11 protein-coding genes and 1 pseudogene are annotated in these 14988 nt (G+C 63.9%); 6 read left to right on the top strand and 6 right to left on the bottom strand.

All coding sequences use genetic code 11. From position 1 onward, the window contains the following. Positions 1–71: 71 nt before the first annotated feature. Together map and radC are read left to right on the top strand one after the other, a co-directional pair. Positions 72–899 (top strand): type I methionyl aminopeptidase, encoded by an 828-nt coding sequence (gene map, locus AC0L2H_RS12440; protein WP_473590495.1) that lies wholly within the window; start codon positions 72–74, stop codon positions 897–899. 46 nt (positions 900–945) lie between these two features. After that, positions 946–1701, top strand: coding sequence for a RadC family protein (radC, locus tag AC0L2H_RS12435; RefSeq protein WP_473590494.1), 756 nt, complete (start codon positions 946–948; stop codon positions 1699–1701). 460 nt (positions 1702–2161) lie between these two features. On the opposite strand, the gene AC0L2H_RS12430 is transcribed toward radC, so the two are convergent. The 3 genes from AC0L2H_RS12430 to AC0L2H_RS12420 are packed head-to-tail and all read right to left on the bottom strand — an operon-like array spanning position 2162 to position 6615. Next, a complete protein-coding gene (locus AC0L2H_RS12430) occupies positions 2162–3787 on the bottom strand; it encodes an ABC transporter ATP-binding protein (protein ID WP_473590493.1) in 1626 nt (541 codons plus the stop codon). A gap of 2 nt (positions 3788–3789) precedes the next feature. Further along, positions 3790–5379: a gamma-glutamyltransferase gene (ggt, locus tag AC0L2H_RS12425; protein WP_473590492.1), complete on the bottom strand. Its 1590-nt coding sequence runs from the start codon at positions 5377–5379 to the stop codon at positions 3790–3792. Between the two features lie 30 nt (positions 5380–5409). Then, on the bottom strand, positions 5410–6615 hold the full coding sequence (locus AC0L2H_RS12420) for an ROK family transcriptional regulator (RefSeq protein ID WP_473590491.1): 1206 nt from the start codon (positions 6613–6615) through the stop codon (positions 5410–5412). Between the two features lie 234 nt (positions 6616–6849). Between AC0L2H_RS12420 and AC0L2H_RS12415 the strand changes: the two genes are divergently transcribed. The 4 genes and pseudogenes from AC0L2H_RS12415 to AC0L2H_RS12400 all read left to right on the top strand — a co-directional run. Continuing rightward, positions 6850–8355 carry an ABC transporter substrate-binding protein gene (locus tag AC0L2H_RS12415; protein ID WP_473590490.1) on the top strand — a complete coding sequence of 502 codons (1506 nt, stop codon included), beginning with the start codon at positions 6850–6852 and terminating at the stop codon, positions 8353–8355. 67 nt (positions 8356–8422) lie between these two features. Next, positions 8423–9364 carry an ABC transporter permease gene (locus AC0L2H_RS12410; protein WP_473590489.1) on the top strand — a complete coding sequence of 314 codons (942 nt, stop codon included), beginning with the start codon at positions 8423–8425 and terminating at the stop codon, positions 9362–9364. After that, complete coding sequence (locus AC0L2H_RS12405; RefSeq protein ID WP_473590488.1) at positions 9361–10239, top strand: ABC transporter permease; 879 nt, start codon at positions 9361–9363, stop codon at positions 10237–10239. Before AC0L2H_RS12410 ends, AC0L2H_RS12405 begins: the two co-directional genes overlap by 4 nt. A 222-nt stretch (positions 10240–10461) precedes the next feature. Further along, positions 10462–10640: pseudogene (locus AC0L2H_RS12400) on the top strand (JAB domain-containing protein); the annotation flags it as partial. A gap of 22 nt (positions 10641–10662) precedes the next feature. On the opposite strand, the gene AC0L2H_RS12395 reads toward AC0L2H_RS12400, so the two are convergent. The 3 genes from AC0L2H_RS12395 to AC0L2H_RS12385 form a co-directional block, all read right to left on the bottom strand. Further along, complete coding sequence (locus AC0L2H_RS12395; RefSeq protein ID WP_473590487.1) at positions 10663–11802, bottom strand: GNAT family N-acetyltransferase; 1140 nt, start codon at positions 11800–11802, stop codon at positions 10663–10665. Continuing rightward, a complete protein-coding gene (locus tag AC0L2H_RS12390) occupies positions 11799–12794 on the bottom strand; it encodes a sterol desaturase family protein (protein ID WP_473590486.1) in 996 nt (331 codons plus the stop codon). Before AC0L2H_RS12390 ends, AC0L2H_RS12395 begins: the two co-directional genes overlap by 4 nt. Positions 12795–13036: 242 nt before the next feature. Then, complete coding sequence (locus AC0L2H_RS12385; protein WP_473590485.1) at positions 13037–14947, bottom strand: heparinase II/III family protein; 1911 nt, start codon at positions 14945–14947, stop codon at positions 13037–13039. Positions 14948–14988 lie beyond the last annotated feature (41 nt).

Genomic DNA, 14988 nt, shown 5'->3' with positions numbered 1-14988 from the left:
GTGCCAAATCTGGTGGGATTTTTCTCGCGCGGGCTTATTTCGAGAGCCCACCTACCCGGCAAACGGACAAAATGGTCACCTATCTCGACGCCGCCACGGCACCGCTCAGAAACACCGGCCAGATCCGCCTCTACGGCGAGGAAGGTTTTGCCGGCATGCGCAGGGCCTGCGACCTCACAGCGCGCTGCCTCGACGAACTGGTGCCGATGGTCGCGCCCGGCGTGACCACCGAAGCCATAGACCGTTTCGTCTTCGAGTTCGGCATGGACCACGGCGCGTTGCCTGCGACGCTCAATTATCGCGGCTATACCAAGTCGTCCTGCACCTCGATCAATCATGTCGTCTGCCACGGTATTCCCGACAACAAGCCGTTGAAGGAGGGCGACATCGTCAACATCGACGTCACCTATATCCTCGACGGCTGGCATGGCGATTCCTCGCGCATGTATCCGGTGGGCAGCATCAAGCGCGCCGCCGAACGCCTGCTCGAGGTCACCCATGAATGCCTGATGCGCGGCATCGCCGCAATCAGGCCCGGCGCTCGCACCGGAGCCATCGGCGCCGCCATCCAGACCTATGCCGAGGGTGAGCGCTGCTCGGTGGTGCGCGATTTCTGCGGCCATGGCGTCGGCCAGCTTTTCCACGATGCGCCCAACATCCTGCACTATGGCAGCGCCAGTGAGGGCGTCGAGATGCGGCCGGGCATGATCTTCACCGTCGAACCGATGATCAATCTCGGCCGGCCGCATGTGAAAGTGCTGTCGGACGGCTGGACGGCGGTGACGCGCGACCGCTCGCTGTCGGCGCAATACGAGCACACGATCGGCGTCACCGACACCGGATGCGAGATCTTCACGCTGTCGCCAAAAAACCTCGACCGTCCCGGCCTGCCGGCATAGTATTCACCTGGCGCCGGATTTTCCGGTCAAGGGATGTGGGCGGTTTATGGGGACAAAGAGCGACGACGAGCGGAATTTCTTCTCCGAAATGCAGATCGAGCCTCCAGCGAAAATCACCGCGACAGAGGAAAAACCGCACTATCTCGGTCACCGCGACCGCTTGCGCCAACGGTTCGCCGCCGCGGGTCCCAGCGCCCTTCCCGACTATGAATTGCTCGAGCTCCTGCTCTTTCGGCTTATCCCGCGCGCCGACACCAAGCCCGTTGCCAAGGCGCTGCTGGCGCGCTTCGGCACGCTGGCCGAGGTGCTTGGCGCGCCTGCCGCGCGGCTCGAGGAGGTCAAGGGCATCGGCCCGGCGGTGGCGCTTGACCTGAAGATCGTCGCCGCGACGGCCCAGCGCATGGCGCGCGGCGAGATCATCGGCCGCGAACTGCTGTCCACCTGGGCACAACTTCTCGAATATTGCCGCTCGGCCATGGCCTTCGAGGACCGCGAACAATTCCGCATCCTGTTCCTCGACAAGAAGAACACGCTGATCGCCGACGAGGTGCAGCAGGTCGGCACCGTCGACCACACGCCGGTCTATCCGCGCGAGGTGGTCAAGCGCGCACTCGAACTCTCCGCCACGGCGATCATCTTGGTGCACAACCATCCGTCAGGCGACCCGACACCCTCGCGGGCCGATATCGAGATGACAAAGCAGATCATCGAGACGGCCAAACCGCTCGGCATTTCCGTGCACGATCACCTCATCATCGGCAAGAAGGGCCATGCCAGCATGAAGGGCTTGCTGCTGATTTGAAGGCTGGTGTGACCGCCCTGAAGTCAATTGCCAAATGCATCGGCACATAAGTATTTGATGGATATAGCGATTTTGGTCATAGAGTTTTGATCCATAAATATCCCGCTCGACACCTGCGATCATTGTGGTTCACGACGGGTCACGCTTCGATCCAATTTCCAGCTGAAATCAGGGATTTGCGAATCTAACTTTGGCCGGCCCAGCTGTGGTGCGACGGGTGATAGAAGCAAATGTAGCTAGCGTCCTGCGAGGGCGTTGTTGGGGGCAAGACATGCACCCTTCCCGCCTCACAATGCAGCGCCGATCTCGCGCCTCTGCACCCCTTTGACGAATCTGCTGGACGTCGGAGATATCGGCAAATCGCCGCTCGCTGAAGGAATCATCGTCCCGGGAACGACCCTACTGGCCTGCGATCGGGATGAGTCGCCCGGTAGCAATCGTTCAGGCCTTGCGGTCCGCACTAGTGCCGGCGTACCGACCCGGGAATGGCGGCGAGCAACTGTTTGGTGTAGTCGTGCTGCGGATTGAGGAAGATGTCGCGGGTCGGTCCCATTTCGACGATTTCGCCGAACCTCATCACCGCGATGTCGTCGCAGACCTGCGCGGCGACGTGCAGGTCGTGCGTGATGAACAGCATCGCGAGGTTGAGCCGCCGCTTCAGCTCGTCAAGCAGCTTCAGGACCTGCGCCTGCACGGTGACGTCGAGAGCCGAGACTGCCTCGTCGGCAACCAGCACGTCGGGTTCCAACGCCAATGCGCGGGCAATGCCGATGCGCTGGCGCTGGCCGCCGGAAAACTCGTGCGGCAGGCGATCCGCCGAGCGCGCGTCGAGTCCGACGAGTCCGAGCAGCGCGCGCGCATTGTCGAGCGCTTCGTGCCGCGCCACGCCGCGCGCGATCGGCCCGTCGGCAATGCTCAAGCCCACCTTGCGGCGCGGATTGAGGGACGAGAAAGGATCCTGGAACACCATCTGGATGCGGCTGCGCTGCTGCCTTAGCTCTTCGCCGCGCAAGGCGCGGTAATCCTGACCGCCGAGTTCTATGCCGCCGGAATCCGGTTCGTTGATGCGCGTGACCAGCCGCGCCACGGTCGATTTTCCCGAACCCGACTCGCCCACCAGCCCGAGCGTGCGGCCGCGCCTGATCTCGAAACTCACATCCTTCACCGCACGCACGCTGCGGACCGCACCGAACATGCCGGCCTTGGAGCGGTACGACTTGTTGAGATTGGTGACCGCAAGGGCGACCGGCTGTTCCGGATCGTCCGGCCGGATCGCCGGCGTGCCGGACGGCACTGCCGCGAGCAGTGCCCTTGTGTAGGGATGCTGCGGGTTGCTGAGCACCTCCCGCGCCGCTCCCTGTTCGACGACGATGCCCTTCTCGAGCACCAGCACCCGGTCGGCAATGTCGGACACCACGCCGAAATCGTGGGTGATAAAGATCACCGCCATGTTCCGCCGCCGCTGAATCTCGCGCATCAGCTTGAGGATCTGCGCTTGCGTCGTGACGTCGAGCGCCGTGGTCGGTTCGTCGGCGATCAGCAGCGCCGGTTCGAGCGCCAGCGCCATGGCGATCATGGCGCGCTGCCGCTGGCCGCCCGACAGCTGGTGAGGATAGGCCTTGATCGCTTGTTCGGGATCCGGGAGTTGCACCTCACGCGCCAGGTTGAGCGCCCGCGCGCGGCGCTCGGCCGGCGAAAGCAGGTCGTGCGCCTCGAAAACTTCCATGATCTGGTTCTCGATGCGCATCGACGGGTTGAGCGCGGTCATCGGCTCCTGGAAGATCATACCGACGCGGCGTCCCCGCAACGTGCGCAGCGTTGCCGCGTCCACGCTGATCAGGTCGATGCCTTCGAACAGCGCGGCGCCGCGCTCCACGCTGATGGCGCGTGGCAGCAGGCCCATCAGGGTCTGTGCACAGAGCGACTTGCCGGAACCCGATTCGCCGACGATGCACAGGATCTCGCCGGCCGGCAGGTCGAAGCTCAGGTCGGCCAGGGCATAGTCCCGGTCGGCCCCGCGCGGCAGCCGCAGCGCCAGGTGCTGCACTGATACGGTCAATGTCATTTCGGGAGCGGTCGTCTCCATCGTCAGTATCCCAGAGCGATGCCGTCCTTGCGGTGGTCGGAGGCGCCCCACAGGACGCCGCGGTCATGGTCGATCCAGATCGCCTGGCAGCCGCCGAGCGGCTCGTCGGCCCAGCGCGTGCGGTGGCCGCGCGCTTCCAGGCCGGCCCGGACGGCCTCCGGAATGGTCGTCTCGAGGCTGATCGCGCCGTCGGTGAAGAAGCTGCGCGGCTGGTCCGACGCGGCCTGGATGTCGAGCCCGCGGTCGAGCACCTGCGACAGGATATGGGCATGGCCGGTCGCCTGGTACTGGCCGCCCATGACGCCGAGGGAACAGACAGTGCGGCCGTCCTTGCAGACCAGCGCCGGGATGATCGTATGGAACGGCCGCTTGGCCGGCGCGATGGCGTTCGGATGCCCCGGCGCGAGCGAGAACCCGGTGCCGCGGTTCTGCATCAGCACGCCTGCCTTCCTTGCGTAGATGCCGCTGCCGAAGGCGAAGAACAGCGAGTTGATCAGCGAAACCGCGTTGCCGTCGCGGTCGACGACGCTGACATAGACCGTGTCGCGGTGGATCGGCATGTCGGGGCTTGCGGCCTGCGAGGCGTTGTCGAGGGAGATGCGTGACAGCAGCGTCTTAATGTTGGCGTCGGACAGCACCTCCTCGACGCTGACGGTCATGGCGGCGGGATCGGCGATCAGAGCATCGCGCTGTCGATAGGCCTCCTTGGTGGCTTCGGCCAGCAGGTGTATGCGGTCGACCTCGCTCAGCGCCGGGTCGGCGAGATCGAAGCCGTCGAGCAGCCGGGCCATGATCAACGCCGCCAGCCCCTGGCCGTTGGGCGGGCATTCCATCAGTACGTGATCCCGGTAGCCGGCCGAGATCGGCTCGGTCGCCTCGCAGGCGAACGAGGCGAAATCGTCGGCGCTGTGCAGCCCGCCCAGCGCTTTAAGCGTTGCCACCATGTCGTCGGCCACGTCTCCCTCATAGAAGGCGGTGCGGCCCTCCTTGGCGATCCTGCGCAGCGTTCTGCCGAGCGTCGGGTTGCTCAGCCGGTCGCCGGTCACCGGTGACTGTCCGCCCGGCAGGAATTGCGCGGCGGCGTCGGCATGCGCGGCGACGCGGCTGGCGTAGCGCTGCCAGTCATGCGCCACGCGCGGCGGGATCGTGAAGCCGTTTTCGGCGGCCTCAATCGCCGGCGCCAGGATGCGGTCGAGCCCCAGCCGCCCATGTTCACTGTTCAGCTTGCACCAGGTGTCGACGGCGCCCGGAACCGTCACCGCATGCACGGAATCGTCCGGGATCGCCGTCCAGCCCTTCACCAGGTAGGCGTCCAGGGTCGCGGCCCGTGGCGACCGGCCGGATCCGTTGTAGGACACCATCCGGCCGCCGGCCGGCGCGTAGAGCGCGAAGCAGTCGCCGCCGATGCCGGTCATGTGCGGGTCGATCACGCATTGCAGCGCGACCGCGGCGATCGCCGCGTCGACGGCCGTGCCGCCGGCCTTAAGGATTTCGACCGCGGCCAGGGTCGCCTGCGGGTGCGAGGTTGCAGCCATGCCGTTCTCGGCGAGGGCCACCGATTTGCCGGGCACCATGAAATCGCGGTCATGCATGAGGTTTCTCGATCGTTGGGATGTTGGGGCTCATTCCACCGCCTCCACTAGGTCGACACCCGGCAGGAGATCGTAGCCTGCGGTCTGGAACAGGCTTTCATGCAGCAGGTCGAGGCTGGTCGCAATGGTGCCGTAGAGCGCGGCGCGGCTGCCCAGCCGGCTGATCGTGCACTCGGGGGGCGTCGGCATGCAGAGCGGCAGGAAATGCCGCACGCGGTCGAGCAGTTCGGTTCGCGCGCCGATGCTGCCGCCGAGCACCACGCGTTCAGGGTCGACGATGGCCGCTACAGCCAGTATCGCTTCGGCCAGCGTGCGGGCCACCTCATCGAGCGTGGCGCCGGCGATGCGGTCACCGCCTTCGATGCGGTCGATGATCTGGCGCACGGTCAGGCCCGGCTGGCCACCCGCACCTTCGTAGCGGTCACGGATCGCGGCGCTGCCGATCATCGTTTCGAGAACGCCGGAATGGAAGGTGCGGGCATCGTAGCCGCTTGCCCCCACCGGCAGGGTCGCGATCTCGCCCGCCGCGCCGCGCGCGCCGCGCAGGATACGCCGCTCGTTGATGATACCCATGCCCACCCCCGTGCCGAGCGCGATGAACACGAAATTATCGATGCCCTTGCCTTCGCCCATCCACAGCTCGCCCTTGGCGGCCATGTTGACGTCGTTGCCGACCGCCACGTCGAAGCTCACCATGGCTTCCAGGTCCTCGGCGAAAAAGGAGCCTTCCAGGCCGGCGATGTTGGGCACCATGAACAGCCGCTTCGAACGCAGGTCGAAGGCGCCGGGGATGCCGACGCTGCCGACCAGCACCCGGCCTGCCGGCAGGCCGGCGCGGCTGGCCAGCGTTCCATTGATGCGCGCCAGCTGTTCGATGACGTGCTGTCCGCCCCTTGCGTCCGTCGGCTCGACCAGTTCCGAGACGATCCTGCCGCGCATGTCCGCCAGCGCCGCCTGGATTTTGGTTCCGCCGACATCCGCCCCGAAGACCAGCGCGCGGTCGGCGCGCGCCTCGTATGTCGCCGCGCTCCGCCCAACCGCGCCTTGCGTCCTGCCGGCCATCTGCACCCAGCCGCCGTCCTCGAGGTCGCGGAATACCTCCGACATCGTCTGCTTGGACAGTCCAGTCAGCCTGGCGAGCTCGGCGCGCGACACCGCGCCCCCGTCGAGCAGGATGCGGACGACGGTGCGGAGCGTGATCTGCCGGGGCGTCGCGAGAGAGGATAGGTCGGTCATGAAAAGTCGGGTTTCAATTAGTCAATGTAACGCACAAATGAACCAACAAATCTTTCCGCGTCAACCCGGAAGGTCGCAAATATGCTGCGTATGCCGGCGATTTCGAAGCGCTGAACTTCCGGCCCTCTTTAATTCGTTCGCAAACTTTACAAAAGAATTCGAGTGTGTTTCGCTGGCTGCCAAGGTGGAGACGTTGCGTGGCGCATTTCGTAAACCAACAGAGGGAAAACCAACATGACGGTATCGATGAAGCTGACGGTCCTGGCGGGCCTGATGGCGATCTCCATGGCATCGGCAAGCGCTCAGACGCTGCGCGTCGGCCTGCAGGACGACCCCGATACGATGGATCCGGCGACCGGCGGCACTTATTCGGGCCGCATCGTGTTCGACGCGCTGTGCGACAAGCTGCTCGACATAAACGAAAAGCTTGAGATCGTGCCGCAACTGGCGACCGCGTGGTCGTGGAATGACAGCAACACCGAATTGACGTTGAAGTTGCGCGAAGGCGTGACCTTCCATGACGGCAAGCCGTTCGACGCCGAAGCCGTCAAGGCCAATATCGAACGCATGCAGACATTTAAGGAATCCAAGCGCCGATCCGAACTGTCCCCCATCAAGCAGGTCGAGGTCGTCGATCCCATGACGGTGGTGCTGAAGCTCGAAACGCCGTTTGCGCCGCTGCTCTCGGTCCTCACCGATCGCGCCGGGATGATGGTGTCGCCGTCAGCAGCGACCTCGACTGACGAATTCGCCGCCAATCCCATGTGTTCCGGTCCCTACCAGTTCGAGAGCCGCAGCGCCCGCGACAAGATCAGCCTCAAGAAGTATCCCGGCTACTGGAACGCCGGCGAGATCGGCTACGACGCGATCGAATACCAGATCATTCCCGATTCCACCGTGCGACTGTCGCGCATCCAGGCCGGCGACCTCGACGTCGCCGAGCGCATCGCGCCGACCGATCTCGAAGCGATCCGTTCCAATTCCGACCTTGCGCTCTACACTTCGGCCGGCCTCGCTGTTTCGCACCTCTTCATCAATGTCCGCCGTGAAGCCAAGGGCGTGCTGGCCGACAAGCCCGAACTGCGCAAGGCGCTTGAACTGTCGCTCGACCGCAACGCCATCAACAAGGTTGCCTTCAACGGCGAATTCACCGCCGACAACCAGATGATCCCCCCCTCCAGCGTCTACCACAGCACCAGGCACCCAATGCCGGAGCGGGACGTCGATGCGGCCAGGAAGCTTATCGAGGAGTCCGGCGTCTCGAACCCGACCGTCGAGATCACCTACGAGAACTCGCTGACCGACGGCCGCGTTGCGCAGATCATTCAGTCGATGGCGCAGGAGGCCGGCTTCACCGTCAATCTGCTTCCGCTTGAGACGTCGTCGGCCATCGAGCGCTACCTTGCCGGCAATTTCGAACTCTACATCGGCAACTGGAGCGGCCGCGCGGATCCGGACCCGACACTCTACACCTTCTTCGGCACGGGCGGCTCCCAGAACCTGAACGGCTATTCGTCGCCAAAACTGGACGAGGTGCTGATAGCGGCCCGCAAGGAACTCGATACCGACGCCCGCAAGGCTCTCTACGAACAGGCAGCCGACATCTATCTGAACGATCGCCCGACCATTCCCCTGTACCACCCGACGTGGTTCTATGGCGCCCGGGCCTCGGTCAAGGGGATCTCGATCTATCCGGACGGCATCCTGCGCGTCACCGGCGTCAAGCCGGGGTCCAACTAAACCGGCCGCCGCGCCCGATCGCCCGATCGGGTGCGGCCCCGACAACAGCGGGGCCCTCCAGACCGATATGCTCAACTTCACCCTGCGGCGCATCCTGATCTCGGTCCCGACGCTCCTGCTCGTTTCGGTCATGGTTTTCGGTCTCTTGAAGCTGTTGCCGGGCGATCCCGCCCTGGCGCTCGCCGGCCAGGAACCCGATCCTGCGGTGATCGAATTCCTGCGCACCAAATACGGCCTCGACCGACCCCTGCCGGTGCAGTACGCCAAGTGGCTCGGCAGCGTCCTGCAGGGCGATTTCGGCCTGTCCATCCGCACCCGGCTGCCGATCGGAGAGATGATCGTGCAGAAACTGCCTGTCACCCTGCAGCTGTCGCTCCAGGCCATGCTCATCGCTCTTCTCATCGGCATTCCGGCGGGCGTCTTCGCCGCGATCCGGCGCGGCACCCCGGTCGACTATATCGTCAGCCTCATCGGGCTCGGCGGCCTGTCGATCCCGAGCTTCTGGCTCGGCATCATGCTGATCCTCCTGTTCGCCGTGTCGCTCGGCTGGCTTCCGAGCGGCGGCTATGTAGGTTTCTTCGAGTCGCCGCTCGATAATCTGCGCTACACCCTGATGCCGAGCCTCGTGCTTGGCACCGCGGCGGCGGCCATCGTCATGCGCCATACACGCAGTTCGATGATCGCCGTTCTCAAGCAGGACTACGTGCGCACCGCACGCGCAAAGGGCCTGCGCGAACGCATCGTGGTTACCCGCCATGCCTTGCGCAACGGCCTGATACCGGTGGTCACGACCAGCACGCTGCACCTCGGCGAACTCCTGTCGGGCGCCGTGCTGACCGAACAGGTGTTCGGGATTCCCGGTTTCGGCAAGATGATCGTCGACGGTGTCTTCAGCCGCGACTATGCCGTGGTCCAAGCCGTGGTCATGTGCTCGGCGCTGATCTTCCTGCTGCTCAGCCTGATCGCCGACATCGCCTATGTCATCCTGAGCCCGAGGCTGCGCTCGTGAGCGGGCAGGCCTCCCCGAGGCCAGCCGCGCGCGGCGGGACGCGTCGCTCCGGCGTGCGGCGCGCTTTGTCGCATCCGAGCACCATGATCGGCGGCACGCTGGTCGCCTTCTTTGTGCTGGTGGCGATTTTCGCCCCTCTCATCGCGCCCTTCGACCCCAACGCGTCGGACTGGCTTGGGGTCAGGCAGGCGCCCTCGGCCCTGCACTGGTTCGGAACTGACGATCTCGGGCGCGACGTGCTCTCGCGCGTCATCTTCGGCTCCCGCGCCTCTCTGGCGGCCGGCATCGTCGCCGTCACCATCGCCATCTCCATCGGCGTGCCGCTCGGTCTGGTCGCCGGCTATTTCGGCGGCGTCGGCGACGCGGTGATATCGCGCTTCACCGACGCTCTCCTGGCGGTGCCGTTCCTGGTCCTGGCCATCGCGCTGGCGGCGTTTCTCGGGCCAAGCCTGCAGAACGCGATGATCGCCATCGGCATCTCGGCCATGCCGGTCTTCATCAGGCTGACGCGCGGCCAGGTGCTGTCGATCAAGAACGAGGACTACATCACGGCGGTGCGGGCGCTTGGCGTGCGCGACCGCAACATCATCCTGGCGCATGTTCTGCCCAACGTGCTGGCGCCAATCGTCGTTCAGGTCACCATCACCATGGCGGTCGCCGTCCTCGCCGAAGCCAGCCTTGCCTTTCTAGGCCTTGGCCAGCGCCCGCCGGCGCCGTCCTGGGGCAGCATGCTCGACATCGCCCGGCAGTTCCTGACCGAGGCGCCGTGGATGGCGGTCTGGCCGGGACTGGCGATCATCGCCATCGTGCTCGGCTTTAACCTCCTGGGCGACGGCCTGAACGACACGCTCACGCCGCAGTCCGAGGATAGCTAACGTCGGCGAGATGACCTCCAGTGCGCGCACCGCAAATCGGTTGCTGGCAGCTGTGTGTTGGGCCCTCGCTCCTCAAGACCGGCAAAGCAATCCGGGTTACGAGCTGGATCGCTGGGACAAATCGACTCTCGTTATCTGCTACGGGTGGTCACTCGATAAACGCTCCGTTTAACGGCCCCAACTCTCCAGATCTTGCACACAAGTGTTTGATAAATATTTGATTCTGGTAGTAGCATTTTGATGCACAACCATCCGTCAGGCGACCCAGCACCCTCGCGCGCCGATATCGAGATGACAAAGCAGATCATCGAGACGGCCAAACCGCTCGGCATTTCCGTGCACGATCACCTCATCATCGGCAAGAAGGCCATGCCAGTATGAAGCGCCTGCAGCTGATTTGAAGGCTGGTCTCTGTAGCGCCGGTCAAGCCGCATCCTGCGAGGGCGCCGGTTTGCGCTGGCGTGCGTGCCTTAGCCTTTCACGGATACCATCGGCAACGGAAGCGAGCGTGCCCTGCGCCGTGCGCGTGCCGAGGACGGATTGCAGGGTAACGGCCTGCGTCGCGAACTTGTTTTTGAAGGCCTCTGCGCCGCAGAGGAAATCGACCATGCCCAAGCCGTGATCGATCGACCACTGAATGTAGTCTATGATCAGAACTATGCCCGGCGACGCGCGGCTGAAATCCGGATCGAAGGTGGTCACGAACGCCATCATGACCTGGCGCTGGATGAAGTTGATGGAGACCGCGACCATGACGCCATCGCATTCAAGTACGAAAATGCGCAGCACGCCGGCACGCGCCAGCACGTCGACCAGTGCGGCGAGTACCGGCGTTCCCTCTTCGTAAAGTTGGGATTCACGCGAGTGCTGCACCAGCCATCTGCGCTTCAGCACCGAGAGCCGGTCCAGTACCGGCTGCAGCGGTTCGTCGGGCGCAAGCAGCCGAAATTTCACTTTTCCGGTTTCTTCCAATGTCTTGATGCCGCGCCGATAGTTCTGGCGTGTCTTCTTGGACTGATCCTCGAACCATGCCGCTCCGGTCTTCCACGGCCCGGCGACGCGATAACTGACTTCCTCCCTGTGGTTGGGACGAAGCCTGATGCCGCTGGAAGCGCCCGCGGCGAAGATCTTGCGGGCCGCCGCATCCGGCAAGAGACGATTGAGAAAGGCGAGATCGAACCCTCCGGCGTCGCAGAGCCGGGCCCATAGGTCCTGCAGGGCCGACAATGAGCATTCCGGAGCAACCAGAATATCTCCATAATCGGTATAGCTGCTGGCCGCCCATTCAAGAAACCGCAAGCCCTTGCGCTTGCCGATCGCCAGCGGAATAACGGCAACCAGCCTGTCACCGTTCCAGACCAGGCCGATGCGCAGCGCGCGCTGGTCACGGTCCGCCACCGTGCTCCACCACGCCGAAACCCAGGCATGGCTCTGAAAGATCAGACCGTCGGTGCGATGCCAAAGCTGCATCCACTGGGCCTCGACCGCAGCCAGGCGATCCGCCGAGCGGACGATTTCCAGGCGCTCCGTGCCCACGGCATCGATCGAAACAAAGGTGTTCATGATGGTGAACTGTCCTGTGGCTGGGCGACTACATTAGGCCGCCTGTGGAACAGCCGGATGACGTGCCTCCCCATCTTCTTGAGCGGCAGGATGTAGAGCCCGAACAGCGATTGATAATCGCGCACATCGCGATCTATCAGGCCAAATCTCATATCTTCATTCGGATCCGGGACAAACTGCGTTCCGAAGAGACGATCCCAGAACGAGAAAAGCAGGCCGAAATTCTTGTCGTAATGGCGGGGATCGATGCTGTGATGCACCTGGTGCCAATGCGGACACAAGATGATTTTGTTCAGCGGGCCGAAGGAAATCTTGAGATGCGTATGGCGGACGAAGTCCATCATCAGGATGTTGCGGATGACGTAGACATTGACGCCGAAGATGGCGATCTCCACCGGATCGAGCGCGATCAGGCTCCAGATGCCGAAGCAGATTCCCGGAATGACGCCGTCCCACATACGGTTCATCAGATCGTCCAGCGGATGAACCCGGTCCTTGGTGATCCCCACCATCACCTCGGCCGAATGATGCACCTTGTGCAATTCCCACAGGAACGGGAAGCGGTGCTGGGCGACATGGTAGAGATAGTATGAGATATCATAGGCTATCAGCATGGTTGCGGTGAAGATGACGATTGTCACCGGCCCGGCCGGGCCGCCGATGAGCGGCGCCTGGATGCCGAAAAGCCAGCCGATTGCCTCATGTGTCGCATAGCCCACCGCGGTAACGAAGGTAACGCCGGCAGGGATGAGCAGGAAAGGCATAATCGCCCTTTTCGTGACCCAAAATAGGACATCCGCTCGCGCCGACGGATGCAGGATGACCTCCGCCGGGAAGGCGAAATCGAAAAAGTCCCTGAAGGATTTATGTTCGACGGTTCGCCAGTAAGCGATCACCGCGCTCCCCAGCGCCGTAAAAAAAAGCAGACCGAGGGTCAACAGATTGATATTGGAGAGCTTTTCGACAATCGCTCTGACAAATTCAGAAAACATCGGTGCGGTGGCCCTGGGTCCGTGAGATGGCGATCCGGCGAACTGCGCAGCAAGAAAAGTGCCAACCCACCGCATGTTGCCTGCAACCAGGCGGCTTCTGCGGATGCGACGGGCAAAAGCATGCCGGATTATTTGCGCCAGACTTAGCAGATCAACCCTAACAAAACCGCTAAATGTCCAAACGTAATTAATATCGAATGCGGCTGGACACCCGTCAGCCGGCCCTGCGTCGGACGCCGGTCCTACCGTTGCGAGGGGGCGATCGCGGCGAGGTGTATCTGGATGCCGTCCTCTCCCACTTCGCCATGCCAGGCGAGGCGTTCTGCCGGCTGCCTGGCGCCGAAACGTGGTGAGACCCAGCCGCCCTGCCCCGGCGCCTCGCCGCCGGCGCGGATGTCGACCGCCGCGTCCGGAAAGCGGATCGCCAGCAGCGGCTCCTCGCCGCGCAACACCGTGACCGTGTTTTCGTCCGGGTTGGCGCGGAGGCCGGCGGCGAGCTGGAAGACGATTTCAGCCATGCGCCGGCCGCCAAGCAGCTGGTCGGTGACCAGGATGCCGTCCGCCTGTTGCGCAACGGTGCGCTGATGCACGACGCCGAAGCGGCTCTTGTATCCGTCATGCCGGGCACGCAGCTCCCAGTGCGGTCTCCGCTCGCTCTGCGCCAATGTCGCGACCGCCTTGTGCGACCAGTTGAACGCGCCGGTCATGATGCTTTGGCTTTTGCCGTCTATGTTCAGCGTGTTGTGCGCCGGCGTGGACCGGAACCAGTCGCGCCAGCCACCGCCCGAACCGTAAAGCCAGGTGCCGGGATCGACCAGCACCGGCTCGCCATCGATGCACAGTGTGAGCGACAGCGCATCGGCATGGCCGTGGGCCGCTATCGAGAGGTAGCCAAGCGGGCCGTGGTCGAATGTCAGCTCGACATTGCGACCATTCATCTCTCCGCGCCAGATGGAGAGCCCGCCTTGCACGAATGTTTGCAACCCTTGCGCCGCCGGCGCCAGCGCCGTCGGCGCTCCAAAAAAGAGCGAACGAAAATCGTTGGGCTCTGGCACAATACCCGGCATCTCCAGCAAGCCATGGATGGCGGCTGCGACGGATCGGACATACCCCGGCTCGTCTCCCAGTGTCAGGACACGGCCTTCATCGTCATCGCCAAAGCCAATGGCATTCCGTGGCAGCCAAGCCACGAAATCGGCGAACGCCGCCAGACGCGCTTCCGCTGCCGGTGGAAACGGCGTCCCTGCCTGTCGTGCTGCGGCAGTGCACAGCGAGATGAGTTCAGCCGTGAAGGCTGCGTAAGTCGGGGTCTGCTCGGCGCCGGCGCCATCGGCAAGAATTTGCTTGTGCACCTCGGCCAGCAGAGCGTTGCGGGCAGCGGCGGATTCGGTCCCGAACGCCAGGCTGATCAGATACTGGCCGGCCAGTTCCGCGACGAAATGGTTGTTGGCGGAGGAAAACCGGGAGGGAAACCGCGGCAGCCAATAGGCGCTTGCCGCCAGTATTTCACCGGCGCGCTGCCGCGTCGCAGCACCCAGCCGGTCGCCGATGAGATCCAGTGTGACGATCAGGCTGATGGCCCGCAACGCCACTTCGATGCCGGAGGCCCAGCCAATCCCGCGGAACGGCGGGTTGGCGGAATGCCAACTGTCGATCGCCGCTTCGATGGCCGCCCGGTCCTGATCGTCGCCGGCGAGGAGAAGGTGGGCGGCCAGCGGCGGCAACTGTTGCAGCCGGTTGATCTCCCAGACGTATTTTACGTCGCCACGGTCGCCGCGATGGCGAAAATCGATATCGAAAGTGTGGCTCTCGGGGCCTGGCCAAAGCTTGCCGGTCACCGGATCGAGACGCCAAAGCTCTGGCGCAAACAGTTGATCGCGATTGCGCCTTGGCCATGTCTGCCCAAGTGCGGAGAATTCGCCGCCAAGCGTATTCTGCGCCGCCGCCGCTATGGCTTGCCGCTGCGCCGGTGTTGCGGCCAGAACGGCATCGCGCAGTCCGCGCAGCACCTGGTGCAACGGGGGTGAAGGATACCGCTCCCAGCCGTCGTCACGGCGCCGCGAAACGATCCTTCGGCGCTGCTCGTCCAGCCTGTGCAACACCTCGGCCGGCCCCATGCTGCGTAGTCGGTTGATGTACCAGCCGATCCTCATACGCGTTCCGCCAAGGTTTGGATCCTCGTATACCATGCTGC

This window comes from Mesorhizobium sp. WSM4871 (genome assembly GCF_055811295.1).
Note: the sequence above shows the minus strand (reverse complement) of the source record. Positions and strands in the feature narration are given on the sequence as shown.